General features: G+C 69.9%; 23 protein-coding genes. 12 read left to right on the plus strand and 11 right to left on the minus strand.

The annotated features are described in order from the left end of the window. Positions 1 to 140: 140 nt before the first annotated feature. Together ABD235_RS21705 and ABD235_RS21710 are read left to right on the plus strand one after the other, a co-directional pair. Entirely contained in the window at positions 141 to 929 is a 789-nt protein-coding gene (locus ABD235_RS21705) for a CoA transferase subunit A (RefSeq protein ID WP_344176808.1), read from the plus strand. A gap of 1 nt (position 930) precedes the next feature. Continuing rightward, entirely contained in the window at positions 931 to 1,560 is a 630-nt protein-coding gene (locus ABD235_RS21710) for a CoA transferase subunit B (protein ID WP_344176810.1), read from the plus strand. Here the strand turns inward: ABD235_RS21710 and ABD235_RS21715 are convergent. Together ABD235_RS21715 and ABD235_RS21720 are read right to left on the minus strand one after the other, a co-directional pair. After that, the gene (locus tag ABD235_RS21715; RefSeq protein WP_344176812.1) at positions 1,550 to 2,797 is read right to left on the minus strand and encodes an alpha/beta hydrolase family protein; all 1,248 of its coding nucleotides are present in this window, start codon (positions 2,795 to 2,797) and stop codon (positions 1,550 to 1,552) included. The genes ABD235_RS21710 and ABD235_RS21715 overlap by 11 nt on opposite strands. Before the next feature lie 69 nt (positions 2,798 to 2,866). Then, positions 2,867 to 3,523, minus strand: a complete 657-nt coding sequence (locus ABD235_RS21720; protein WP_344176815.1) for an SDR family NAD(P)-dependent oxidoreductase — start codon at positions 3,521 to 3,523, stop codon at positions 2,867 to 2,869. A 77-nt stretch (positions 3,524 to 3,600) separates the two neighbouring features. Between ABD235_RS21720 and ABD235_RS21725 the strand changes: the two genes are divergently transcribed. Continuing rightward, a complete protein-coding gene (locus tag ABD235_RS21725) occupies positions 3,601 to 4,488 on the plus strand; it encodes a carbohydrate kinase family protein (protein WP_344176817.1) in 888 nt (295 codons plus the stop codon). On the opposite strand, the gene ABD235_RS21730 is transcribed toward ABD235_RS21725, so the two are convergent. Continuing rightward, the gene (locus ABD235_RS21730) at positions 4,485 to 5,168 is read right to left on the minus strand and encodes an NUDIX hydrolase (RefSeq protein WP_344176819.1); all 684 of its coding nucleotides are present in this window, start codon (positions 5,166 to 5,168) and stop codon (positions 4,485 to 4,487) included. The genes ABD235_RS21725 and ABD235_RS21730 overlap by 4 nt on opposite strands. Before the next feature lie 101 nt (positions 5,169 to 5,269). Between ABD235_RS21730 and ABD235_RS21735 the strand changes: the two genes are divergently transcribed. The 5 genes from ABD235_RS21735 to ABD235_RS21755 all read left to right on the plus strand — a co-directional run bounded on the left by ABD235_RS21735 (position 5,270) and on the right by ABD235_RS21755 (position 11,373). Beyond that, positions 5,270 to 6,265, plus strand: a complete 996-nt coding sequence (locus ABD235_RS21735) for an SPFH domain-containing protein (RefSeq protein ID WP_344176822.1) — start codon at positions 5,270 to 5,272, stop codon at positions 6,263 to 6,265. After that, the gene (locus tag ABD235_RS21740; RefSeq protein ID WP_344176824.1) at positions 6,262 to 7,137 is read left to right on the plus strand and encodes an NAD(+)/NADH kinase; all 876 of its coding nucleotides are present in this window, start codon (positions 6,262 to 6,264) and stop codon (positions 7,135 to 7,137) included. The genes ABD235_RS21735 and ABD235_RS21740 overlap by 4 nt, the downstream gene beginning before the upstream one ends. 161 nt (positions 7,138 to 7,298) lie before the next feature. Then, positions 7,299 to 9,239 (plus strand): CocE/NonD family hydrolase, encoded by a 1,941-nt coding sequence (locus tag ABD235_RS21745; protein WP_344176826.1) that lies wholly within the window; start codon positions 7,299 to 7,301, stop codon positions 9,237 to 9,239. Between the two features lie 114 nt (positions 9,240 to 9,353). Next, entirely contained in the window at positions 9,354 to 9,935 is a 582-nt protein-coding gene (locus tag ABD235_RS21750) for a TetR/AcrR family transcriptional regulator (protein ID WP_344176829.1), read from the plus strand. Beyond that, entirely contained in the window at positions 9,919 to 11,373 is a 1,455-nt protein-coding gene (locus ABD235_RS21755; protein ID WP_344176831.1) for an apolipoprotein N-acyltransferase, read from the plus strand. Before ABD235_RS21750 ends, ABD235_RS21755 begins: the two co-directional genes overlap by 17 nt. Here the strand turns inward: ABD235_RS21755 and ABD235_RS21760 are convergent. Next, positions 11,363 to 12,532 (minus strand): trypsin-like serine protease, encoded by a 1,170-nt coding sequence (locus ABD235_RS21760; RefSeq protein WP_344176833.1) that lies wholly within the window; start codon positions 12,530 to 12,532, stop codon positions 11,363 to 11,365. The genes ABD235_RS21755 and ABD235_RS21760 overlap by 11 nt on opposite strands. Positions 12,533 to 12,929: 397 nt before the next feature. Here ABD235_RS21760 and ABD235_RS21765 point away from each other — a divergent pair, with 397 nt between their 5' ends. Further along, positions 12,930 to 13,922, plus strand: a complete 993-nt coding sequence (locus tag ABD235_RS21765) for a helix-turn-helix domain-containing protein (RefSeq protein WP_344176835.1) — start codon at positions 12,930 to 12,932, stop codon at positions 13,920 to 13,922. A gap of 96 nt (positions 13,923 to 14,018) precedes the next feature. Here ABD235_RS21765 and ABD235_RS21770 read toward each other — a convergent pair whose 3' ends face one another. Both ABD235_RS21770 and ABD235_RS21775 read right to left on the minus strand, forming a co-directional pair. Next, positions 14,019 to 15,119, minus strand: a complete 1,101-nt coding sequence (locus ABD235_RS21770) for an aspartate-semialdehyde dehydrogenase (RefSeq protein WP_344176837.1) — start codon at positions 15,117 to 15,119, stop codon at positions 14,019 to 14,021. Next, positions 15,116 to 16,384 (minus strand): aspartate kinase, encoded by a 1,269-nt coding sequence (locus ABD235_RS21775; RefSeq protein ID WP_344176839.1) that lies wholly within the window; start codon positions 16,382 to 16,384, stop codon positions 15,116 to 15,118. Before ABD235_RS21775 ends, ABD235_RS21770 begins: the two co-directional genes overlap by 4 nt. Before the next feature lie 273 nt (positions 16,385 to 16,657). Between ABD235_RS21775 and ABD235_RS21780 the strand changes: the two genes are divergently transcribed. Both ABD235_RS21780 and ABD235_RS21785 read left to right on the plus strand, forming a co-directional pair. Then, entirely contained in the window at positions 16,658 to 17,020 is a 363-nt protein-coding gene (locus ABD235_RS21780; RefSeq protein ID WP_344176842.1) for an ArsR/SmtB family transcription factor, read from the plus strand. Next, on the plus strand, positions 17,013 to 17,537 hold the full coding sequence (locus ABD235_RS21785) for an SRPBCC domain-containing protein (RefSeq protein WP_344176845.1): 525 nt from the start codon (positions 17,013 to 17,015) through the stop codon (positions 17,535 to 17,537). The genes ABD235_RS21780 and ABD235_RS21785 overlap by 8 nt, the downstream gene beginning before the upstream one ends. A gap of 338 nt (positions 17,538 to 17,875) precedes the next feature. Here the strand turns inward: ABD235_RS21785 and ABD235_RS21790 are convergent, their stop codons facing one another. Next, complete coding sequence (locus ABD235_RS21790) at positions 17,876 to 19,081, minus strand: MFS transporter (protein ID WP_344176847.1); 1,206 nt, start codon at positions 19,079 to 19,081, stop codon at positions 17,876 to 17,878. A gap of 101 nt (positions 19,082 to 19,182) precedes the next feature. Between ABD235_RS21790 and dinB the strand changes: the two genes are divergently transcribed. Further along, positions 19,183 to 20,385: a DNA polymerase IV gene (gene dinB, locus ABD235_RS21795; RefSeq protein WP_344176849.1), complete on the plus strand. Its 1,203-nt coding sequence runs from the start codon at positions 19,183 to 19,185 to the stop codon at positions 20,383 to 20,385. Here the strand turns inward: dinB and ABD235_RS21800 are convergent. Genes ABD235_RS21800 through ABD235_RS21815 form a run of 4 tightly spaced genes read right to left on the minus strand, consistent with a single transcriptional unit; the run spans position 20,360 to position 24,351 of the window. Further along, positions 20,360 to 21,547, minus strand: coding sequence for a Cmx/CmrA family chloramphenicol efflux MFS transporter (locus ABD235_RS21800; RefSeq protein ID WP_344176851.1), 1,188 nt, complete (start codon positions 21,545 to 21,547; stop codon positions 20,360 to 20,362). The two genes, dinB and ABD235_RS21800, sit on opposite strands and share 26 nt — an antisense overlap. 25 nt (positions 21,548 to 21,572) lie before the next feature. After that, positions 21,573 to 22,148 carry a TetR/AcrR family transcriptional regulator gene (locus ABD235_RS21805; RefSeq protein WP_344176854.1) on the minus strand — a complete coding sequence of 192 codons (576 nt, stop codon included), beginning with the start codon at positions 22,146 to 22,148 and terminating at the stop codon, positions 21,573 to 21,575. 35 nt (positions 22,149 to 22,183) lie between these two features. Then, complete coding sequence (locus ABD235_RS21810; protein WP_344176856.1) at positions 22,184 to 22,834, minus strand: hypothetical protein; 651 nt, start codon at positions 22,832 to 22,834, stop codon at positions 22,184 to 22,186. 47 nt (positions 22,835 to 22,881) lie between these two features. Then, positions 22,882 to 24,351, minus strand: coding sequence for a serine/threonine-protein kinase (locus ABD235_RS21815; protein WP_344176858.1), 1,470 nt, complete (start codon positions 24,349 to 24,351; stop codon positions 22,882 to 22,884). Between the last annotated feature and the right edge of the window lie 61 nt (positions 24,352 to 24,412).

The following is a 24,412-nucleotide window of genomic DNA, read 5'->3' on the forward strand; positions in this document are numbered from 1 at the left end:
GAGCACACGGCGGCGTGTGACGCCGTGGCACAGCGGCGTACCGGCTGTGGTTTCGCCCACAGCGGGTAGATCTCGCCGGAAGGTCGGGGGCTGGTTAGAGTCGAGCTGATCGAGCCCTCGAACTGCAACGGAGCAGCCGGATGGACAAGACGTACGGGTCGCCGCAGGACGCGGTCGACGACATCGGCGACGGCGCGAGCCTGGCGGTCGGCGGGTTCGGGCTGTGCGGGAACCCGATGCAGCTGATCGACGCCATCCACGCCAAGGGGGTGAGCGGGCTCAGCGTCGTGTCGAACAACTGCGGTGTCGACGACTGGGGCCTCGGCATCCTGCTCGCCGACAAGCGGATCGCGAAGATGACGTCGTCGTACGTCGGGGAGAACAAGGAGTTCGCGCGGCAGTTCCTGTCCGGCGAGCTGGAGGTCGAGCTGACCCCGCAGGGAACGCTGGCCGAGAAGTTGCGGGCCGGCGGCTGCGGGATCGCCGCGTTCTTCACCCTGGCCGGGGTCGGCACCCAGGTCGCCGAGGGCGGGCTGCCGCAGAAGTACAACACCGACGGCTCGGTGGCGAAGGCCTCGGAACCGAAGGAGACCCGCGAGATCAACGGGACGACGTACGTGCTGGAGGAGTCGATCACGACCGACTTCGGCCTGGTGCACGCGCTCAAGGGCGACACCCACGGCAACCTGGTCTTCGACCGCAGTGCGCGCAACTTCAACCCGCTGGCCGCGATGGCCGGCCGGATCACCATCGCGCAGGTCGAGGAGCTGGTCCAGCCTGGTGAGCTGGACCCGGACGAGATCCATCTGCCCGGTGTCTACGTCCAGCGAATTGTTGCTGTCGGCAAGGACATCGAGAAGCGGATCGAGAAGCGTACGGTGCAACCGCGGGAGTCGTACGAGGCTCAGCGCGAGAAGCTGGAGGCCTGAGATGCCCCTCACCCGTGAGCAGATGGCCGCCCGGGCCGCCGCCGAGCTGGAGGACGGCTCCTACGTCAACCTCGGCATCGGTCTGCCGACGATGGTCCCGAACTACATCCCGGACGGTGTCACCGTCGTGCTGCAGTCCGAGAACGGCATTCTCGGCGTGGGCCCGTACCCGGTCGAGGGCGACGAGGACCCGGACCTGATCAACGCCGGCAAGGAGACCGTCACGACGTTGCCGGGGGCATCGTTCTTCGACTCGTCGCTGTCGTTCGGGATGATCCGCGGCGGCGCGATCGACGCCGCCATCCTGGGCGCGATGCAGGTCTCGGCCACCGGCGACCTGTCGAACTGGATGATCCCCGGCAAGATGGTCAAGGGGATGGGCGGCGCGATGGACCTGGTGCACGGCGCCAAGAAGGTGATCGTGCTGATGGAGCACGTCGCCAAGGACGGGTCGCACAAGATCCTGCAGGAGTGCGACCTGCCGTACACGGGCCGCGGCGTGGTCAACCGGATCATCACCGACCTCGCCGTCCTGGACGTCACCGACGACGGGCTGCGGCTGGTCGAGCTCGCCGAAGGGGTCACCTTCGACGAGCTGCAGAGCAAGACCGGGGCGCCGATCAAGCAATGAACCGGACGTCCGGGTGCCGCGGCGAGTCGTGCCAGGCGCCCGGACGACCGCGCAGGTGCTGGTCGAAGAACGCCGGGACGTAGGTGTTCAACGTCCTGAGGATCCGGGCCGGGTCCACCGTGCCGATGGTGTTGGCGACCAGCTCGGGCGGCACCGTGAAATGGCGCTGGAACCACGGGATCAACGCCTGGTGGTCGATGAACGTGTAGTGCCGCCCGTTCGGCACGTTGAGGTCGCGCTTCCAGCCGGTCGATCTCTCCCAGAACAATCCCCAGGACGGGTCGGTGCGGTGGGTCTGCGGGCCGCCGTTCGGCCCGGTGCCGCCGGCTCCGAAGAGCAGGAACGGGCGGTCGAGGCCCTGGGCGACCACCGGGCAGTCGGCCGGAGTGGCGTAGCCGTAGCCGAGCGTGCCGTCGAGATCCATGCCGGCTCGCACCCGCCGGTCGACCAGCATCACGTCGGCCGAGGTGATCCCGCCGGCCGAGTGGCCGTACGCGCCGATGCGGGCCAGGTCGAGGATCTCCCCCAGCCCCCGCGGCAGCCGCCGCCCGTCAGCATCCGGGGTGCGCCCCTGCGCCAGTCGTTGGAGTGCGCCGAGCACCTGCCGTACGTCGGCGACGCGCGTCGCCCGGGCCAGCGGCGCGTACGGCTCCGGAGGCAGCGTCTGGACGGCGACCCGCCCGCCGGGGAACTCGACGGCCGCCGCTTCGTAGGTGTGGTCGACGGTGACGACGACGTACCCGCGGCTGGCCAGCTCGGCGACCATGATCGAGCCCAGACCGCGCGGTACGCCGAAGCCGGGTGAGAACAGCACGACCGGGCGCCGCCCCCAGCTCCGGCTCACCGGCGCCGACTGCCCGGCGTGGACACGAGCACCTGCCCAGTCGACAGCGTGCACCGGCTGCTGGAGGGCGATCGCGGCGCCTTCGGCGTACACCTGCGCGGTGAGTGGCGGCAGGTACGACGCGGGCTCGGTACGCCGGGCCGCCGGGTACCAGATGCTGATCATCAGCTCGCGGGGACGGCCGGGGACGAACGGGTCGTCGCGCTCGGCGTCGACGAGATGCAGTTCGGTGGTGCCGACCGGAAAGGGCCCGGTCGGTCGCGGGAACCGCAGCTCCAACGGGCGCCGACGGGTCGGCCGGGCAAGCCCGGCCGGAGGCGGACCGGCGACGGCTGTGCCGGTCGTGGCGAGGGCTGCGGCTGTGCCTGTGAGCAGGAGACGACGAGTGAGCATGCGTCGACTCTGCCGTTCGGCGGTCCGCCCTCGCCGCTGCCGATCGCCAGGCGTCACCCCTGTCGAAAGTCAGAGCTGCTCGAAGTGGAACGAGCGGATGAAGCAGTCCCGGGGCTGGCCCACCGCGAACAGCACGCAGTCCACCACCGACTGCGCGGTCAGCTCGGCGCCGCTCTCGCGCGGGCCGGTCTGGACGAAGTCGGGTGGGAAGAGCGAGATGACCCGGATCCCTTCGGGACGCAGTCGCGCCGACAGGATCTCGGCGTACCCGGCCTGGGCGTGCTTGGCGGCGTAGAAGGCGGGATGGGCCGTCGAGCGGTGCTGACCGGGTTCGCCGGCGGCCGAGATCAGGTTGACGATGTCGCCGCCCGGGGACGCCCTGAGCAGCGGCAGGAGGTGCTCGGTGAGCAGGACGGTGCCCGTCGCGGCACCCGCGATCATGTCCGCGACGTCGGCGGGTGCCGCGTCACCTTCGAGGTAGCGGGCGCCGCTGTTCACGAGTACGTCGAGACGGTCGAGACGTAGCGCCGCGATCGACTCGGGCGACGCCAGGTCGAGGGCGACGGCCTCCGCCGATCCACCCGCCGCACGGACGAGCGCGACGGTCTCCTCGGCCGCGGACGTCGTCCGGGCGGTGGCGATCACGTGCGCTCCGGACGCGGCGAAGGCGAGCGCGAGCAACCGTCCGGTGTCCCGGCCCGCGCCGGTGATCAATGCGTGGTTCATGTTAAGAAGCAGACCACTTCAAGGGCTGTCGAGGTCAAACTCTCCCGGGGCTTGTGCGGCTCGGTGAGGATGGGTCCATGGACTTGGACGTGCTCGTGATCGGCGGCGTGGGCATCGACACGGTCGTGCGCGTTCCGGGCCTGCCGTTGCCGGACTGGGAGACCATCCACGTCGAGCCCGTCGAGACGTACATCGGCCACACCGGCCACGGCGTCGTCCTCGGCTGCCACCTCCTCGGGCTCGAAGCCGGCCTCGCCGACGTGATCGGCGACGACGCGGAGGGCTGGTGGATCCGCTCGACGTACGAGCAGCTCGGACTGCCGCTCGCGATCGCGACCCACCCGAGCGGGACCAGGCGCAGCGTCAACCTGCTGGCGCCTGACGGGACCCGGACCTCCCTGTACGACGGACGCCATCCGGCCGGCATGTGGGTGGACCCGGTGCTCTGGCGCGACTGGGTCGACCGCGCGCGCCACGTGCACGTCTCGATCATGGACTTCGCCCGGCGGGCGCTGCCCGACGTACTGGCCGCCGACTGCACGGTGTCGACCGACCTTCACGACTGGGACGGCGACAACGAGTACCACCGGGACTTCGCCCAGTGCGCCGACATCGTGTTCGTGTCGACCAGCGCGCTGCGCGAGAAGGCGATCGACTGGATCTTCGCCAGTGGCCGGGCGCAGGCCGTGATCGCGATGGCCGGCGCCGACGGCAGCTACGTGCACGTCCGTGGCGAGGACCCGGTTCACGTGCCCGCGGTCGACCTCCCGGGCCGGCCGGTGGTCGATACGAACGGCGCCGGCGACGCCTACGTGGCCGCCTTCCTCACCACCTGGCTGGACGGTCGCTCGTACTACGAGGCCGCGAAGGCGGGCACGATCGCCGGCGCCTGGGCCTGCGGCTCGCCGGGCACGCACACCGACCTGATCCCCGCGGAGCAGCTGATGCTGCTCATCAACCGCTAGCCGCGTGTCAGCGGCGGGTGGAGCGTGACCGCCGGGCCGCGGCGGAAGAGCTGGGCCGGGCGGCCGCCGTCGCGAGTGGTCGTGGCACCGAGCGGTACGACGAAGCCTTCCGTCCGGGTGGCCTTGCGGTGGAAGTTGCGTGGGTCGAGCGGGACGCCCCAGACGGCTTCGTAGACGCCGCGCAGCTCGGAGACGGTGAACTCGTCGGCGCAGAAGGCGGTCGCGAGCGGCGAGTACTCGAGCTTGGCCCGCGCGCGCTCGACGGCGTCGGTGAGGATCCGGTGGTGGTCGAACGCGAGCCGGCCGGGATCGTCGAGGATCTCCGCGACCGGGATCCAGGACGCTGACGCCGCGTCCGACCCGGCGACGGGCGTCGGCAGGTCGGGGACGAGCGCGAGGTACGCGACGCTGATCACCCGTCCGCGCGGATCGCGCCCGGGTTCGCCGTACGTCGCCACCTGCTCGAGGTGGATCCGGTCCGAGCCGACGCCGGTCTCCTCGGCCAGCTCGCGGCGGGCGGCCTGCTCGAGGCCCTCGCCCGCGCGGACGAAACCGCCGGGCAGCGCCCAGCGGCCACGGTGCGGCGGGATGCCGCGGCGGATCAGCAGCACCTCGAACGAGCCGTCCTGGACGGTCAGGATCACCAGGTCGGTGGCCACACCCATCGGGTCGAAGTCCATGACGCCCACCTTAATCGTCACCTTGACGAAAAGCGATCCGACGCCTTATCGTCAAAGTGACGACAAAGCGGGCCGGAGTGTCCGGCCGTGAGGAGACAGCGATGGCAGACATCACCCGGTTCCGGTTCATCAGCCACCTGCGGGCGAACCCGACCACCCACGTCCGGCACCTGCGGAACGGGAAGCTGGTGCACGACGGGGCCGGCCAGGCGTTCTGGTTCCGCGCGCTGAACTCGGCGCTGAGCGAGGTGCCGGTCGACGACCGCGAGCAGCCGCTGCTGTTCCACGGGCGGACGGTCGACTTCCAGGACGTCGTGGTGCAGGCGACCGTGACGTACCGGGTGACCGACCCGGCGCTGGCCGCGACCCGGCTCGACTTCGGGATCGACCCGGACACGGGGAGGTGGCGGGCAACTCCGCTCGAGCAGCTCGGCGGGCTGCTGACCGAGCTGGCGCAGCAGACCGCGCTCGACCTGCTGGCGCGGATGACGCTGACGCAGGCGCTGTCCGAGGGGATGGCGTCGCTGCGGCTGGCGGTGAGCACCGGCCTGCGTGAGGACCAGCGGCTGACCGGGCTCGGGATCGGCGTCGAGGACGTGCGCGTGGTCGCCGTACGGGCTGAGAGCGACGTGGAGCGGGCGTTGCAGACTCCGACGCGCGAGATGGTGCAGCAGGCGGCCGACAAGGCGACGTACGAACGCCGCGCGATGGCCGTCGAGCGGGAGCGGTCGATCGCGGAGAACGAGCTGCAGAACCAGATCGAGCTCGCTCGGCGCGAGGAGCAACTGGTCACGCAGAAGGGTCAGAACGAGCGACAGCGCGCGACCGAGGCCGCTGCGGCCGGCCGGATCGAGACGGAGGCAGCGGCAGGGCGCAGGCGGGCGATGAGCCAGGCGGAGGCGGATGCCAAGCGAGTCATCGGTGCCGCCGAGGCTGCCGCGGAGAAGGCATTGCTCGACGCGTACGCCGAGATGGACCAGGCGACGATCCTGGCCCTGGCGATCAAGCAGGGCGCCCTGCCGGAGATCGGGACGCTGAACCTGACGCCGGACCTGATCACCCCGCTGCTCAGCAAGCTCGTCGGCGACCAGTCATGAGCCTGCCTCCCCGGGCGGTGCTCGTGCACCGGGCGACCGAGCTGAGCGAACTCGTCGCCCGGCACGGGACGCGCCAGCAGGCCGGGTTCTTCCTGCAGACCCGCGGGCGGGACCTGGCCGAGCTGGACAAGCGCCACGAAGCCCAGCAGAAAGCGCTGGCCACGGTCTCGGCCGCCGTCCCGCTGGACTGGCGGCGGGCGGTGGCCGAGCGGGGTGACCTCGACCGGTTCGTGTTCGGCCCGGAGGATGTGGTGATCGCGATCGGGCAGGACGGGCTGGTGGCGAACGTCGCCAAGTACCTCGACGGCCAGCCGGTGATCGGCATCAACCCGGAGCCGGCCCGCAACCCCGGCGTACTGGTGCCGCACCCGCCGGACGCGGTCGCCGACCTGCTCCGCACGCGGAACGTCGAGGAACGCACGATGGTCGTCGCCGGGACCGACGACGGTCAGCGCCTGCTGGCGCTCAACGAGGTGTACGTCGGCCACCGGACCCACCAGTCGGCCCGCTACCGCCTCGCCTCGCCCGAGGGCCTGGAAGAACGCCAGTCGTCCTCCGGCCTGCTGGTCGGCACCGGAACAGGATCCACGGGGTGGTGCCGCTCAGCCTGGCAGGAACGCCGCAGCCGCCTCGCCCTGCCGGGCCCGCTCGACCCGGCGCTGTGCTGGTTCGTCCGCGAGGCCTGGCCGTCGCCGGCGACCGGTACGTCGTACACCGAGGGCGTCCTCACCGCGCAGGACCACCTGACCGTCACCGCCGAGGCCGACCTGGTCGTCTTCGGTGACGGCATCGAGGCCGACGCCCTCACCATCACCTGGGGCCAGCGCCTCGACATCACCGTGGCCGACACCCGCCTGCGGCTGGTCCGCTGATCGACTCGAAGTATTTCCCGTGATCTCCACGGATGGTGACCGGTCGGGTGAGATGCGTGCTGACAGCGGTGTCACGTTCTGCATAAGGTGCGTTCACCACAACGGCCCTGTCGAGGGAGGGCCGAGGTGCTCCACCCACCGCCCACAGGGGAGCTACAGGCATGCGCAGATCCAGAAAGGGCTCGGCCGTCCGTACCGGAGTGGCCCTGCTCGCCACCGCGGCACTGGCGCCGATCGCGTCGCTGTCCGCGACCGCCGGACCGCCGGGCAAGCCGTTCGTCCAGGGGACGCAGACGGTCGCGGCGTACGACTACGGCAACGCGATCCACGAGCGGATCCAGGTCGACGTACCGAACGTCGACGCCGACGCGAACGGCGTCAAGGACCAGGTCACGGTTGACATCATCCGGCCCGGCGAGGCCGCCGAGGCCGGGATCGACGTCCCGGTGATCATCCAGGCGTCGCCGTACTACGCGGGCGACCCGAAGAACTACTTCGACGCCGCCGGCACCCGGCAGGTGTACGGCAGCTGGCTGGACAACTACTTCGTCCCGCGCGGGTACGCCGTGGCCTTCGTCGACATGCCGGGCACGTTCCGCTCGACCGGCTGCAGCGACGTCGGCGCCGACTACGAGGTGCTCGGCACCAAGGCCGTGATCGACTGGCTGAACAACCGCGTCCCGGGGCACACACCGGACGGCGCTCGCGCGAAGGCGGACTGGTCGACCGGCAAGGCCGGCATGATCGGCGTCTCCTGGAACGGCACGATCGCGAACTCGGTGGCCAGCACCGGCGTCCGCGGGCTGGAGACCATCGTGCCGATCGCGGCGATCTCCAGCTGGTACGACTACACCCGCGGCTTCGGGGTGCCCTTCTACGACGAGTACATGGGCTTCCTGCACGACTACGTGAGCAACGACGCGTCCCCGCGCTGCGAGGAGCTCACCGGCGAGATCGAGCAGGACTCCGACACCCGCACCGGGTCGTACAGCAAGTTCTGGGACCCGCGGAACTACCGGCTCGACGCGAGCAAGGTGAAGGCCAGCGTGTACGTCGTGCACGGGCTCGGCGACGAGAACGTGAAGACCCGGCACTTCGGCGAGTGGTGGGACGAGCTGGCCAAGCGCAACGTGCCGCGCAAGATCTTCCTGCACCAGGGCGTGCACCTGGACGGCTTCAGCTTCCGCGACGAGTGGGTCGACAAGCTGCACCCGTGGTTCGACTACTGGCTGCAGGGCCTGCAGAACGGCGTGATGCAGACCCCGCAGGCGACCGTGCAGCGTGAGGACGGCTCGTTCGTCGACGAGCCGCGCTGGCCGGCGGCCGGCGTGAAGAACACGAAGCTGACGCTGAGCAAGCCGCTGGACTCCAAGACCGGCGGGCTGTCGATCGCGGCGCCGTCGTCGGACCCGATCAGCTTCACCGGCACCAGCCAGGAGTCGGTCGACACCGTCGTACTGGACCCGACCGCGCAGCGGACCGATCGCGCGGTGTTCCTCAGCAACGACCTGGAGCAGTCGGTCCGGATGTCCGGCACCGGCAAGGTCACCGTCCGGGTCAAGGTGAACAAGGTTGCCGCAGGCATCAAAGCGCGGCTGGTCGACTACGGTACGGCGACCCGCTACCGCGACGTCACCAACGTGCCGAACACCAGCGTCTGCTGGGGTGACGGCAACACCCTCGACACCGGTTGCTACGCCAAGACCCAGATCAACACGGCGGTCTCCGACGCGTCGATCGCGGTCCGCACACTGGCCGACATCGGTCACTACAAGTCGCTCAACCGCAAGGAGTCCCTGCAGTCCGGCAAGTGGTACGACCTGACCTTCGAGCTGAACGCCGACGACGTCGTCTTCAGCGCCGGGCACCGGCTCGGCCTGGTCCTCACCGTCGAGCCCGACAACCCGTCGGTCCCGTTCACCGGTGCGACCGTCACGCTCGACCCGACCCGGTCGTCCCTGACCCTTCCGCTGACCAACGCCCCGGACCTCGCGACCGCGGACACCCCGCAGTCGCGGATCGCGGCCGACTCCCTGGCCCAGCCCGAGCCGTCCAAGGATCCCGTCGAGCTGATGCGTCAGTTCGTCGAAGCTTCGCGCTGATCCCCGTCGTCGCGGCCCCCGATCCGGTGCGGATCGGGGGCCGCGGTGCGTTCAGGGGTGATTCAGAGTCATTCCCCTATACGCCGTATAGGCATTTACCGTTGAATGCTCGGTATGACCGAGGTGACGACGAAGGACCGCATCACGGCAGCCGCGAGCTGGCTGCTCACCGAGAAGGGCGCCGAGGGCGTCAGCATGCGCCGGGTCGCCGCCGCGGTCGGCATCACGCCGATGGCGATCTACCAGTACTTCCCGGACCGGGACGCGCTGCTGCACGAGGTCGCCGACGCCGCGTTCGCCGAGCTGACGGCCCGCTGGGCCGCCGAGCCGCGCAGTACGGCGGCCGACGCCCGGCTGCGCGAGATGCTCGCCGACCACGTCGACTTCGCGCTGGCGCAGCCGCGGCTCTACGCGTACATGTTCACCGAACGACGCGACCAGGCCCGGCAGTTCCCGGCCGATTTCAAGGCGCGCCGGTCGCCGACCTTCACGCTGCTCGCCGACGCGATCGCGGCCGGCGTCGACCAGCAACTCTTCCGCGACGACGACATCTGGGAGTCCAGCCTGATGATCGCCGCCTTCGTGCACGGCCTGATCCAGCTCTACCACGGCGACCGGATCGGCATGCCCGCCGAGGACTTCCGCGCCCTGTGCCTGAGCCTGGGCGAAAGGATGATCGATGGACTCCGTCTCTGACCACCCCCGCCGGTACGCCGTACTGGCGATCCTGCTCACCGGCGCGGCCCTGTACTTCGGGTCCGGGCTCAACACTCTGCCCGCTCTGACCTGGCTCGCACCGGTGCCGATCTTTCTGGTGGCGCCCTGGCTCAGCGCACGGTCGGCTGCGGTGACAGCCTTCGCCGGCTGGTCGCTCGGGCTGGCGAACCTGTGGCGCTACCTGCTCACGGATCTCGAGCTGCCGCCGGCCGCTCTGGCCTTCCTGCTGCTGCTCGCCGGTGTGTTCACGCTGACGGTGCTGCTGTTCCGCGCGTTGGCGGTCCGCCGCCACTTCGTTCTCGCCGCGGTCGTAGCGCCCGCCTGCTGGGCTGCGTGCGACTACCTGATCGCCACGGTCTCACCGCACGGCGCGTTCACCAGCCTCGCCTACACGCAGGCCGAGGTACGCCCGGTGATCCAGCTGGTCTCACTCACCGGGCCGTGGGGGATCTCGTTCCTGCTCATGCTTCCCGCCGCGGTGCTGGCGATCTGCTGCGCACCCGGCGTACGGCGACAGGCCGTGCTGCGGGCTTCGGCCGGGTTGCTGGTTGTTGCCGTTGGCGTCTTTTCGTACGGATCCTGGCGCCTGAACGACGTTCCGCCCGCACACGCGCAGGTCCGGATCGCGATCGTGTCGGAGAGCACCGACGACGACTCGAACTGGGCATCCCCCGGTGGGCCGTCGATCCTCGCCAACTACACCCGCGCGATCGAAGCGGCCGCATGGCAGGGTGCTCAGGTGGTGCTGCTGCCGGAGAAGATCATCGACGTCCAGTCCTCGGCCCTGCCGGGGTTGACCGATTCGTTCGCGAAGCTTGCTGCAGGCAACAAGGTCGTGCTCGTCGTCGGGCTGACGGTTTTCGGAGAGCAGGACCACAACCGGGCGCTGGTGTTCTCACCGGACGGGCGCACACCCACGGCGTACGACAAACACCACCTGATCCCTGGCATCGAGCCGTACGCCTCCGGCGACCAGCTCGGACTGATGGACGGTCCCGACGGCGAGCGGTGGGGTGTGCTGATCTGCAAGGACCTGGACTTCCCGGCCCTGTCACGTCAGTACGGCAAGGCCGGCGCCGACCTGCTGCTCGTCCCCGCCCTCGACTTCGACACCGACGGCTGGCTGCACAGCCGGATGGCCTTGCTGCGCGGTGTGGAGAACGGCATCCCGATCGCCCGCAACGGCAGCAAAGGCCGACTCACGCTGACCGACCAGCACGGCCGGCTGGTCAGCGAGCTTCCGGCCGCCTCGAACCAGTCCGTGACGCTCGTCGGCGACCTGAACCCTGGCATCGCGCGAACGCCGTACACCCGTTGGGGCGACTGGTTCGCCGTCCTGTCCATCCTGCTCACCGTGATCGGCGCCTCGGCCTTGGTGCGACCGAGACGCCGACCGGGTGGTGCTGCTAGAGCGTGATCGACCAGGAGTTGATGTAGCCGACGTCGGCCGAGGCGACGTCCTGGACCTTGAGGCGCCAGGTGCCGTTGCGGGTCTCGTTGCTGACCGTCGCGGAGTACGTCGTGTTGATGTTGTCGCCGGAGTCGCTGCCGGAGTTCTTCAGCCGGTACGACGAACCGTCGGGAGCGAGCAGGTCGATGACCAGGTCACCCCGGTAGGTGTGCACGATGTTGACCGCGACCTGGGCGGACGACGTGCTGCCGGTGCAGCCGGTCGCCGTGACCGAGCTGGTGACGGCGGCGCCCCGGTCGGGGATGCTGACGTCGGTGTTGTTGGTGAACGGTCCGCACGTCGGGGTGGGACCGCCGCCGCCGAGGTTCGCGGCCGCGGCGGCGATGGCCGACGCGAACGTGCTCACCTGGGTGTAGACGCCCGGCGCGCTCGGCCGGGCGCACCCGTCGCCGTGGCTGACGATACCGACCTGGATCCACGCGTTCGCGTTGTCCCGGCGGAACATCGGTCCGCCGGAGTCACCCTGACAGGTGTCGACGCCGCCGGTGGCCATCTGCCCGGCGCACAGCTCGGCCGGGAAGATCAGGTCGCTGTAGTACGAACCGGCGTCCCGGCACGTCACGTCGTCGACGTACGGGACGTTCGCCTTCAGCAGGTACCGCTGCTGCGCGCCACCCTCGGTGGCCGCACCCCAGCCGGCCACCGTGAAGGTGCCGGTGTCGTACGCCGTGGTGGTGGTGATCGGCAGCGTCGGTACGCCGGTGATCGGCGTGGCCAGCTTGATCAGCGCCCAGTCGCCACCGGTGCTGGTGCCGTAGGTGGGCGACCGGTGCACGTACGTCGACTTCACCTTGGTGGCCGACGTGTCCTGCAGGTCGACCACGCCGACGGTGGCGGTGATCGTCGTGTTGTTGCCGGTGGAACCCACGCAGTGCGCGGCGGTCAGCACGAGCTGATTGGTGTACATCGCACCACCACATCCCATGGACAGCCTCACCATCCACGGAAACTCACCTTGCAGCGCGCGGGTTCCACCGACGACTCGGGGGCCGGGCTCATCCTGGGCGGAGGTGGGCGCGGCGCTCGCCGAGTGGGCGGGCACGATGACCAGGGCGGCGGTCATCGCGCTCAAGACGGCGGATCGGAGAATCTTGGTCAGAAGCATGGGCGGTGCCTCCTCGAAAACTGCTGCGGTTGCACAGTTTGTACACCCTCCGGCACAGCCGGTGATGGCACTGGAGTGCGAGGGCACCGATGCGCCGGGATCGAGACCCAACCGAAACGGGCGGCGCTGCCGCGGCCGAGAACTCAGGCCAGAATTGGAACAGCAGCCCGGCGGCGCTCAGGTGGTCCGTCGCCGGGCTGCTGGACCTCAATTCTCGCTCACAACTGCGCGGAAATGGTGGCCAGATGGTGACACGGCACAAGAATGCTGACGGGACAACAAAGCTCGCTCAGTGCAGTGACCGGAACACGGACAGTACGATCCGCGGCGTGCGGATCGTTCTACCCTGGAGTGGCGGTAGCCCACGGTGACCGCGGCCGGGAGGGAGGGGACAGCCATGAGCTCGACCGACACGGAGCGTGCCGAGCACTTGCGCGTGCTCGGGCTCAACGACGACGAGATCCTGGTCTACCAGCACCTGCTCCGGGCCGGCCCCTCGTCGATCGGTGAACTGGACGCGGCCGTCGCCGGCCGCGGCGTCGGCATCGACGACGTACTCGGTGGACTGGTCCAGGCCGGCCTGGCGCGGCGGTCGGGATCGGACCACTCGCGGTTCCTGCCGGTGCCTCCCGACGCCGGCCTCGAGGCGCTGACGCTGCGCCGCGAGTCCGAGCTGAAGCAGGCGCGGATCGAGGTCCTGAACGCGTACGACGAGTTCCGCCGGACCGTGCACAACGAGTCGACCACGCACCTGATCGAGGTGGTCACCGGCACCGCGATCGTCGAGCGGATCAACCAGATCAAGGGCAGCGCGCAGCGCGAGATCCTGGCGATCGACTCCCCGCCGTACTACCTGGGCGCCGGGCCGAACCAGATGGAGATCGAGCAGCTCAACCGCGGTGTCGCCTACCGGGTGGTCTACTCGCCGGAGTCCGTCGAGGTGCCCGGGTACCTGACCGAGAACATCCTGCCCTGCGTCGAGGCCGGCGAGCAGGCGCGCGTACTGCCCGACGTACCGGCGAAGCTGACGATCATCGACGGCTCGATCGCGTTCGTGTCGATGTCGGTGCGCGACACCGACGTGAACCGTTCCCTGCTGATCATCCGCCCGAGCAGCCTGCTGACCGCCCTGATCGGCATGTTCGAGCTCTGCTGGCGCAACGCACTGCCCCTGCACGCCTCGGTCGGCGCCGAGGACGACCGCCTGGAACCCATCGAACGCCGCCTCCTGGCCCTGCTGGCCACCGGCGCCGCCGACGACACCATCGCCCGCACCCTCGGCATCAGCCGCCGCACGTTCTTCCGCTACCTGGAACGCTTGATGAACCGCACCGGAGCCAGCACCCGCTTCCAGCTGGCCCTGCACGCCGCCCGCGAGAACTGGTTGTAAACAAGGGACCTCGGACACCACAACGGGACCTTGAACACGCTATTTCTTGTTCAAGGTCCCGCTGTCGTGTTCACAGTCCCGCTACTGCCCCGAGGGTCAGGCCTTCACGAACTCCTTGGCGACGACCTCGGCGATCTGCGCTGTGTTCAGCGCGGCGCCCTTGCGCAGGTTGTCGCCGCAGACGAACAGTTCCAGCGCCTGCGGGTCGTCCAGCGACTTGCGGATCCGGCCGACCCAGGTCGGGTCGGTGCCGACGACATCGGCCGGCGTCGGGAACTCGCCCTCGGCCGGGTTGTCGAACAGGATCACGCCCGGCGCGTCCCGCAGCACCTCGCGCGCCTCGTCGACGTCGACCTCGCGCGCGAACCGCGCGTGCACCGACAGCGAGTGCGTCGTGATCACCGGCACCCGCACGCACGTCGCGGACACCTTCAGATCCGGCAGGTTGAGGATCTTGCGCGACTCGTTGCGCACCTTGAGCTCCTCGGACGACCAGCCGTCCTCCTTGAGCGACCCGGCCCACGGCACGACGTTCATCACCAGCGGCGCCGGGAACGGCCCGAGCGCGTTGCCGATCACCCGGCGTACGTCGCCCGGCGTCGTCCCGAGCTCACGGTTCCCGGCGACCTTCATCAGCTGGTCGTACAGCGCGTCGATGCCTTCCTGACCGGCGCCCGAGGCCGCCTGGTACGACGCGACGACCAGCTGCTCCAGCTCGTAGCGGTGGTGCAGCGCGCCCATCGCGACGATCATCGACAGCGTCGTGCAGTTCGGGTTGGCGATGATGCCCTTCGGCCGGTTGCGCGCGGCCTCGGCGTTCACCTCGGGCACCACCAGCGGCACGTCGGGGTCCATCCGGAACGCGCCGGAGTTGTCCACCACGACGGCGCCCTTGGCGGCCGCGATCGGCGCCCAGTGCGCGGAGATCTCGTCCGGTACGTCGAACATCGCGACGTCGATCCCGTCGAAGGCGGCCTCGGAGATCGCGACCACCTCGACCTCCTCGCCGCGCACCTTCAGCCGTTTGCCCGCGGAACGCTCGGACGCGATCAGCCGGATCTCCCCCCAGACGTTCTCGCGGGTGGAGAGCAGCGTGAGCATGACCGTGCCCACGGCGCCGGTCGCGCCGACCACCGCCAGGGTGGGCAGGCCGGCCCGCTCGTCGATCGTGGAGTCCGCAGCGTTCACCGGGGTCACCGTCCTGTTCCTCCGTAGACGACAGCTTGGGTGTGCTCGTCGTCGAGGTCGAATGCGGTGTGCGCCGCGGTCACGGCGGCGTCCACCAGGTTCTCGTCCACCACCACGGAGATGCGGATCTCCGAGGTCGAGATCATCTCGATGTTCACGCCGGCGTCGGCCAGCGCGGAGAAGAACTTCGCCGAAACACCCGGGTGCGAGCGCATCCCGACGCCGATCACCGAGACCTTGCCGATCTGGTCGTCGTACAGCAGCTGCTCGTAGCCGACCTCGTCCTTCATCCGCGCCAGCGCGGACATCGCCCGCGAGCCGTCGGCCCGGGGCAGCGTGAAGGAGATGTCGGTCCGGTTGGTGGCGACCGCCGAGACGTTCTGCACGATCATGTCGATGTTGGTCTCGGCGTTGGCGACGGTCTCGAAGATCCGCGCGGCCTCGCCCGGCTTGTCGGGGACGCCGACCACCGTGATCTTGGCCTCCCCACGGTCGTGGGCCACGCCGGAGATGATCGCCTGTTCCATGTTCTTGACATCCTTCGCATCGACGACCCAGGTGCCTTCCTTCTGCGAGAAGGAGGAACGCACGTGAACCTTGACGTTGTAGCGCCGCGCGTACTCGACGCAACGCAGGTGCAGGACCTTCGCACCGCAGGCAGCCATCTCGAGCATCTCCTCGTAGGAGATCATCGGGATCTGCTGCGCGGCCGGCACGATCCGCGGGTCCGCGGTGAAGATGCCGTCCACGTCGGTGTAGATCTCGCAGTAGTCCGCCTCGAGCGCGGCGGCCAGCGCGACCGCGGTCGTGTCGGAGGCGCCGCGGCCCATCGTGGTGATGTCCTTGGTGTCCTGCGCGACGCCCTGGAACCCGGCCACGATCGCGACGTGGCCCTCGGCCAGCGCGTCCTCGATCCGGCTCGGCGTGATGTCGATGATCCGGGCGTTGCCGTGCGCGGAGGTGGTGATCACGCCGGCCTGCGAGCCGGTGAACGACCGCGCCTCGTAGCCCAGGTTCGCGATCGCCATCGCCAGCAGGGCGGCCGAGATCCGCTCACCCGAGGTGAGCAGCATGTCGAGCTCGCGCGGCGGCGGCAGTGGCGAGACCTGCTGCGCCAGGTCCATCAGTTCGTCGGTGGTGTCCCCCATGGCGGAGATGACGACCACCACGTCGTTCCCGGCCTTCTTCGTCGCGACGATCCGTTGGGCCACACGCTTGATGCAATCGGCGTCAGCGACCGACGAACCGCCGTACTTGTGCACGACGCGACCCACAGCTGTGTCTCCTCAAAGCTTGGTTCCCCAGCAGCTCACACTGGTTGCGGTTACGCGGTGCAGTCGCTTCCTCGGGGCAGCACCAGGCGTGTTCGTTCGGCTCATTCTAGCCGTGACCTTCTCGTTGTCTCCTGCCTGACCAGGACCTGGGCTACCCGTTCGGCGGCCGGCCGTACGGCGCGCAGGAACGCTGGCGGTGACTGCCCGGCACCGAAGACCTTCCGGGGAGTGGACCACTTGTTTATATAAGTCATCGCTGAAATACTGGGGCGCATGCACGCCTTCGACATCCTCGGCGACCCGGTCCGGCGGCGGATCCTCGAACTGCTCGCCGACGGCCAGCTGCCGGCCGGCCAGATCGCCGCCACCATCGGCACCGAGTTCGGCATCAGCCAGCCCGCCGTCTCCCAGCACCTCCGCGTGCTCCGCGACAACGGCTTCGCCACCGTCACCGTCGACGGCACCCGACGCCTGTACGCCGTCGACACCGACCCCCTCCGCGAGATCGACGCCTGGCTCGACCGCTACCGCAAGTTCTGGACCAACCGCCTGGACGCCCTGGACACCGAACTCCGGCGCGGGCGCCGTACGTCGTCGTCCTCGTCGCCAACCTCCACGGAGACTCCCGATGCCTGACCTCGGCCAACTGCTCGACACCGCGCGCACGATCACTCACTCGACTGACCACACCTACGCCGTCGTACTCCGGCGCACGTACGAGGCGGACATCCAGGACGTCTGGTCCGCCTGGACCACTCCGTCCCGCCTCAGCCGCTGGCTCGGTCAGGTCACGGGCACCCGCGAGGTCGGCGGCACCGTCCACCTGACCATGTCCCCACCGGACCAGGACGTCGCTACCGTCCAGATCACCACCTGCAACGCCCCCACTGCCCTCCAAGCCCACTGGACCTGGCCCGGCGAACCTGACTCCACCGTCGACCTCCACCTCGAGCCCGCCGGCAGCACCACGATCCTGACGCTCACCCACTCCCAGGTGACCGAGCAGACAGCCGTCCAGTACGGCTACGGCTGGGAAGATTTCCTCAACCGCCTCACCAACCTCCTCGCAGACGAGGATCCGGCAGCAGTCTCCTGGTCCGAGGCCCAGCAACACCTGAAGCCGCTCTGGGAAGACCTGTTCACCAGAGCTTGACCTGACAGCACACTCCAGGGCACCGACCTCCCAAAGAGGGACACACCCCGCCCCCGCACGCGACCGACGACAGCAGCAGGACACCGCCTTCGAGGCGTTCTCGTCGCGGCTGGCTCGTTGGCCTGGCGGGTGCGCGGTTCAAAGCCCCGGTCACGGGCGGGCTCGCTCGTAGGGCGGATTGGTCGCGCTTCAGCGACCACTCGCTCGCTCAGACTGCCCCGGCGGGTAAGGGGCTGGGCACCCAGCCCGCCGGCGGCCAGTACGCCAACACACTGCTGGCCCTCGGCCACCCCCAGCGTGTTGGCACCACCCGCAGCTGGGCGCCACCTGCAGCGCGGTCAGGCGACAGCGACCTCTTCCACGGCGGCCTCTTCGGACGGCCGATGGGGCGGAATGTGGAGCAGCGACAGCGTCGCCAGCAGCGTGAGCACCGCGGCGAGCAGCCACACGTAGCGCACCCCGAACGTCTCCACGACCAACCCCGCGACCGCCGAGCCGACCGCGCCGCCGATCATCGCGCCGCTGCCCATCCAGCCGAAGATCTCCGTGCGGACCGAGTCCGGCGTCATCGCACCCAGGCGCTCGTACAACGCCCCGACCGTCGGCGCCAGCACGCACCCCGACAGCAGCAGCGCGATCCCGAGCGACACCGGCGACCACGTCGCGAACACGCACGCGAGCATGCCGACGGACACCAGCAGCGACCGCCGCCAGACGAACGAGTTCCGCCGGCCCGGCAGCGCGCCGACGATCAACCCACCGGCCAGGCTGCCAACGGCCCACACGGTCTCCAGCACACCGGCGATCAACCGGTTCCCGTGGTCGTCGGCGAACGCGACGATCCCCAGCGACACCGACGCGAACGCCGTCACGCAGAAGGCGAACGCCAGGATCAGCGGCAACCGGTGCCGATGCCAGAGCAGCTGCGGCGCGGTCAACCGCCGTACGGTCTCGTCGTGCCGCATCGCCGGCTGCTGCTGGACGCCGTACCACCAGACCGAGACCAGCGCGATCGCCGCGGCCGACAGCACGCCGGCCCGCGGGTTCACGAAGCTGACCACCAGCGCTCCGAGCATCGGGCCGATCGCGAACAGCACCTCCTGGGCGGTCGCGTCCAGCGCGTACACCGCGCGCAACCGCGGCCCCTGGACCAGTCGCGGCCAGGCCGCGCGCAGCGTCGCCGTAATCGGCGAGACGAAGGCCCCCGCGAGCGCGGACACCACCGGCATCAACCGGTACCAGTCGTCGGGCAGCAGGGCGAGCACGAACATCGCCAGGCTCCACGCCATCCCGGTCCCGATGACGACCCACTTGCCACCACGGCGGTCGGCCAGCCGGGACCAGATCGGCCCGCCCAGCGCCGTACCGATCGAGTAAGCGCCCGCGACGACGCCCGCCCAGCCGAAGTTCCCCGCCGCGTCCTTGGCCAGGAACGACATCGGCACCGCCGAGGCCATCACCGGCAGCCGCGCCACCAGCGCCGAGGCCAGCAGCGACGCCACCCCACGAGTTCTCCAGAGCGCGCGGTACGCCGACAGGTCCATAGACCGCATTCTGTCCTGTCACCTCAACCCCCCGCCTCAGGATTTCTCCCTACTCAGAACGAATGGCATCCCTAGCTGCCACTGACAGTGTATGCGAACATATGTTCGTGTCCCAAACCGGCGAGGCGACGACCCTGCACGCCGACCTCGACGCGTTCTACGCGTCGGTCGAGCAGCGCGACGACCCGCGCCTGCGCGGCCGGCCGGTGATCGTCGGCGCCGGCGTCGTGCTCGCCTGCAGCTACGAGGCCAAGGCCCTGGGCGTCCGCACGGCGATGAACGGCGGCCAGGCGATGCGCCGCTGCCCGCAGGCGATCGTCGTCCAGCCGCGCATGTCGGCGTACTCCGAAGCCAGCAAGGCCGTCTTCAAGGTGTTCGAGGACACCACCCCGCTGGTCGAGGGCCTGTCGATCGACGAGGCGTTCCTCGACGTCGGCGGCCTGCGTAAGATCGCCGGTACGCCGGTGGAGATCGCCCGTCGCCTCCGCGCCGAGGTGCTCGCCAGGGTCGGCCTCCCGATCACCGTCGGCGTCGCGCGGACCAAGTTCCTCGCGAAGGTGGCCAGCGGCGTCGCCAAGCCCGACGGCCTGCTGGAGGTGCCACCGGACCGCGAGCTCGAGTTCCTGCACCCGCTCGCGGTCGAGCGGCTGTGGGGCGTCGGCGAGGTCACCGCCGAGAAGCTCCGCTCCCGCGGGATCTCGAAGGTCGGCGACGTCGCCATGCTGCCCGAGGCCGCGCTGGTCGCGATGCTCGGCCGCGCCTCGGGCCGGCACCTGCACGCCCTCGCCCACAACCGCGACCCGCGCCCGATCGAGGTCGGCAAGCGGCGCCGTTCGATCGGCTCCCAGCGCGCGCTCGGCCGCTCGCCGAAGTCGCCCGAGACCCTGGACGCCGTACTGGCCGGGCTCGTCGACCGCGTCACCCGCCGGATGCGCTCCGCCGGACGGTCGGGCCGGACCGTCACCTTGAGGCTGCGCTTCGACGACTTCACCCGCGCGACCCGCTCCCACACGTTGCCCCAGGCAACGGATCACACCCGCACCCTGCTGGTCACCGCCCGCGCCCTGCTGGCCGAGGCAACGCCACTGATCGAGAAGCAAGGCGTCACCCTCGTCGGCATCGCGGTCGGCAACCTCGAGAACGAGTCGGCTACCCAGCTCGCACTACCGTTCGACAAGGCCAGCAACGACGAGCTGGACAGCACGCTCGACCACGTCAAGGACAAGTTCGGCATCAACGCCATCACCCGCGGCATCCTGCTCGGCCGCGACCAGGGCCTCACCGTCCCGATGCTGCCGGACTGATCTCGACCTCTTTCGGTACGACGGCCTGCAGCTTCCTGGCGAGCACGACCGTCACCAGCGCGAGCACCGCGAACCCCGCACCGATCCACCCCAGCACCGAGTACCCCGCCCCCGCGTCGAGCGCCAGGCCACCGACCCACGGCGCCACCGTGATTCCGACATTGAAGGCCGAGATGTTCACCGCGGCCGCCAGCGTCGGCGCATCTCCGGCCAAGCTGAAGACTCGGGTGTTCACCGCCGGATTCGTCGCGAAGCCAGCCGTACCCAGCAGCGTGATGGCAGCAACAGCAACGACCGGCTGCGCAGTCCACACCGCCAGTACGACGGACAGCAGCACCACGCCGGTCAGGCCGGCGAAGAGCGTCCCGAAAGGCCGCGCGTCCGCGGACCGCCCACCGATCGTGATGCCCACCAACGCACCCACGCCGTACAGCGCGAGCACCGCCGGCACCCAGTCGTCGGTCAGCCCGGTCACCTCCACCAGCAGCGGCGCCAGGTAGCTGAAGATGACCAGCAACGCGCCGACCGACAACGCCGTCGTCGTGTACGCCAGCCACAGCGGAGGATTGGCCATCGCGCGGAACTCGTCGCGGATCTTCGGGACGCTGCTCGCCGACCGGCCACCCGGAACCGTCGCCACGACGCCGACCATGGCGATCGTGGACATCGCCGCGACTCCCCAGAACGCCGCGCGCCACCCGAGATGCTGGCCGACCACCGTCCCCAGCGGCAGACCGAGGATCGTGGCCACCGTCAGCCCGCCGACCAGGACGCTCATCGCGCGTCCGCGCCGGTCGGGCGGTACCAGCCCCACGACCGTGACCGAGGCGACAGCCCAGAACCCGGCGTACACGAAGGCCCCGACGACGCGCGTGATCAGCAGTACTTCGTAGTTCGGCGTCAGCGCGCCGGCCACGTGGGCCAGCACGAAGACGGCGAGGAAGCTCAGCAACGCCGTACGCCGTGGCCAGCGCAGCGTCACGACCGCGAGCACCGGCGCACCCACCAGCATCCCGATCGCGAACGCCGAGATCAGCAACCCCGCGGTCGGAATCGAGACGCCGAGGTCGCTCGACAGCTCGGGCAGCAGTCCGGCGAGCATCAGCTCGGACGTTCCCTGGGCGAAAATGGCAAGGCCCAGGACGAAAATGGCAGGCGGCATCGAAAGTCCCCTCAGGAAGATGCAGTCAGACCAGGGCGGCCAACGCGGTCGCCGCGACCGCGTTCAGCGCGGCGCGGTCGGTCCCACCTCGCGCCAGCACCCGGATCCCGCAGATCGTCCCGACGACGAACTGCGCCAGACTGCGGGCGTCCTTGTCCGCAGCGATGTCCCCGTCGCGCTGGCCGGCCTCGATCGCCGTCGTCAGCGCGGTCAAGCGGATCTCCTCGTCGGCCCGCAACTGCTCGGCGACGACGGGATCGTGCGGCGCGAGCTCGATCAGCGAGTTGACCACCAGGCAGCCGGGCGGCTCGCCTTCCGGCGGGTCGACGGCGCCGTCCAGCATCGTCCGGATCTTCTCGAACGTCGGCCGGTCGCCGGCCAGCAGCTCCAGCGTCGACCCGGTCTTGCGGTCGATGTACCGCGCGAGCGAGCGCTCGAACAGCTCGTGCTTGCCGGCGAAGGTGTTGTAGATGCTGCTCCGCCCGAGCCCGGTCGCCTCACACAGGTCCTGCGTCGAGGTGCCTTCGTAGCCGTTCGCCCAGAACGCGCGCATTGCCGCGTCGGTCGCGGCGTCCTCGTCGAACATCCTGGGTCGAGCCATGCAGAGGAGCGTAGCACGGTTTTGGATCGATCAGTTCAGAACTCCCGCGGGTAGCCGATCTCGGCCAGGTCCTCCTTGAGATCGGCCAGCCGGCGGTTCCGGTTGAGGATCGTCACGACGTACTCGCTGAGCGGCATCAGCGCGTAGACGTGCCGGATCGCATCCAGGTCGAGCGCGACCTCGTACTGCTCCTCGGCGAAGGTGAGATAGCCCTCCGGCCCCTCGGTCAGCAGCCCGAAGAGCCGCTCGGCACCGTCGTCGCCCTGCGGCTCGACCGGCCCGGCGGTCCAGTCCCCGTCCGTACGCCAGAAGCACACCGTCGCGTTCAGGACCCCGCCTTCGTCGTCCCGAAAGGCCGGCTCGTCACGGGCCGCGTGCAACTCGGGCGGCAGGCCGTCGACCAGCCCGGGCCAGAGCTCGCCGTTGTTCCCGTACGGCGACATCTCCGACGCGTGCGCGAAACCGCGCGCGAAGACGCCGTCCGGCGAGAACACGATCGAGTACTCGTCACCCGACCCGTCGACCATCAGCGCGGCCTCCTCAGTCGACGACCAGCGCGCGTCGAACGAGTAGTACCGGTACGCCGGGTCCTCGCAGACGATCAGGTCGAGCACGGCGAGCGCGCGGCTGACCCGTCGTACGGTCTGGACGTCGGGCAACCGGGACAGCAGTTCGTGAACGGACACCCGCCCATTCAACCGGTTCGCGTCGACAACGCCGCCACCGACCTGGCTCAGTGGTTCGCGTCGAACAGGCGGCCGGCGTACCAGGTGAGCGCGGAGCGGAGCTCACCGATCTGGCGAAGCCGGCGGCGGCTGGTGGCGCCGTGCGCGACCGGGAAGACGCGGTGTCCGCCGTGGAAGCGGCGAGGCGAGGCCGGCAAGTCGGTCGCGCGTTGTGGCTCGATCCAGACCACGAGCCAGACCCGCCGGGAGTGACCCACGAGGCGGATCCGGGACACGCTCGACCAGGGGACGGATCCGGTCCGGCCCGCGCGGGTAGTCGTCAATCCGTCGGCATTCAGCACCAGGCTGACCTTGCGGCCGAACAGGAACGGAATTCTGAAGGCAAGGAACCACAGGCCAACGAGGCTGATCAGCCAACAGACCAGAGCCTGACCCCCGAAGCCCATCTCGGCGGAGTACGACGAGAAGCGGCCGGTCGCGATGGTGAAGGTCAACAGCCAGAGGGACATCAGGATCGAGTAGGTCCGGCTGGTGGTGAAGGTGGGGCCTACGGGCTCCGGGCGCGACGGCGCGCCCGGCCTTGGCTGCACCTGCTTGGCCTCTCCCTCGACAGGCAAGCGCGCCGGCGCCGGTGGATCCGCAAAGGTGCTGCTCCTGGGCATCTCGTCCACCCGCGTCGGTGGTGGCGGCAGCTGCACTGTGCTTGCCATAGGCAACGGCACCGGATGCACCGGACTCAATGCCTTCAGTACGTCGCCCGGCGCCGGCCGCAACTCCGGCCTGCGCTGCAGGCACCCGCGGACCACTCCGGCGACATCGTCCGGCAGCGGCGGAATCCGCGGCTCCTCGTGCACGACCCGATGCATCAGCGCGCTCAACGGCCCGCGCCCGAACGGCCCCTGCCCGCTCGCCGCGAACACCAGCACCCCTCCGAGCGAGAACAGATCCGACGCCGGCCCGATCGCCCCGCCGGTGATCTGCTCGGGCGACAGGTAGCCCGGCGTACCGACGACGATCCCGGTGGCCGTCAGATTCACGTCCTCGAGCGCCCGCGCGATCCCGAAGTCGATCACCCGCGGCCCGTTGTCGGTGAGCAGGATGTTCGACGGCTTGAGATCGCGATGCACCACGCCGGCGCGATGAATCGCGACCAGCGCCTCGGCCAGCCCGGCGGCGACGTACCGCAGACCGTCCGGCCGCAGCGGCCCTTGCCCGTCGACCGCCTGCTGCAGCGTCGGCCCCGGCAGGTACTCCGTCGCGAGCCACGGCCGCTCGGCGTCCGGATCGGCGTCGACCACCGCGGCCGTGAACGCCCCACCGACCTTCCGGACCGCCTCGACCTCTCGTCCGAACCGCGCCCGGAACCCCGGATCGTCGGCGAGCTCGGGCCGGACCACTTTCAGTGCGACCAGTCGACCGCCCGGCGACCGGGCCAGGTGCACGGTGCCCATCGCCCCGCTGCCCAGCCGCGACTGGACCACGAACGGACCGACCACCGCCGGGTCCTCGTGCTGCACTCGCGCCTCCTCGGCCTCACCGGCGACTCACGCTATCCCACGCCCGGGAATATTCGGAGGT

This window comes from Kribbella lupini (assembly GCF_039529595.1).
Taxonomy (GTDB): domain Bacteria; phylum Actinomycetota; class Actinomycetes; order Propionibacteriales; family Kribbellaceae; genus Kribbella; species Kribbella lupini.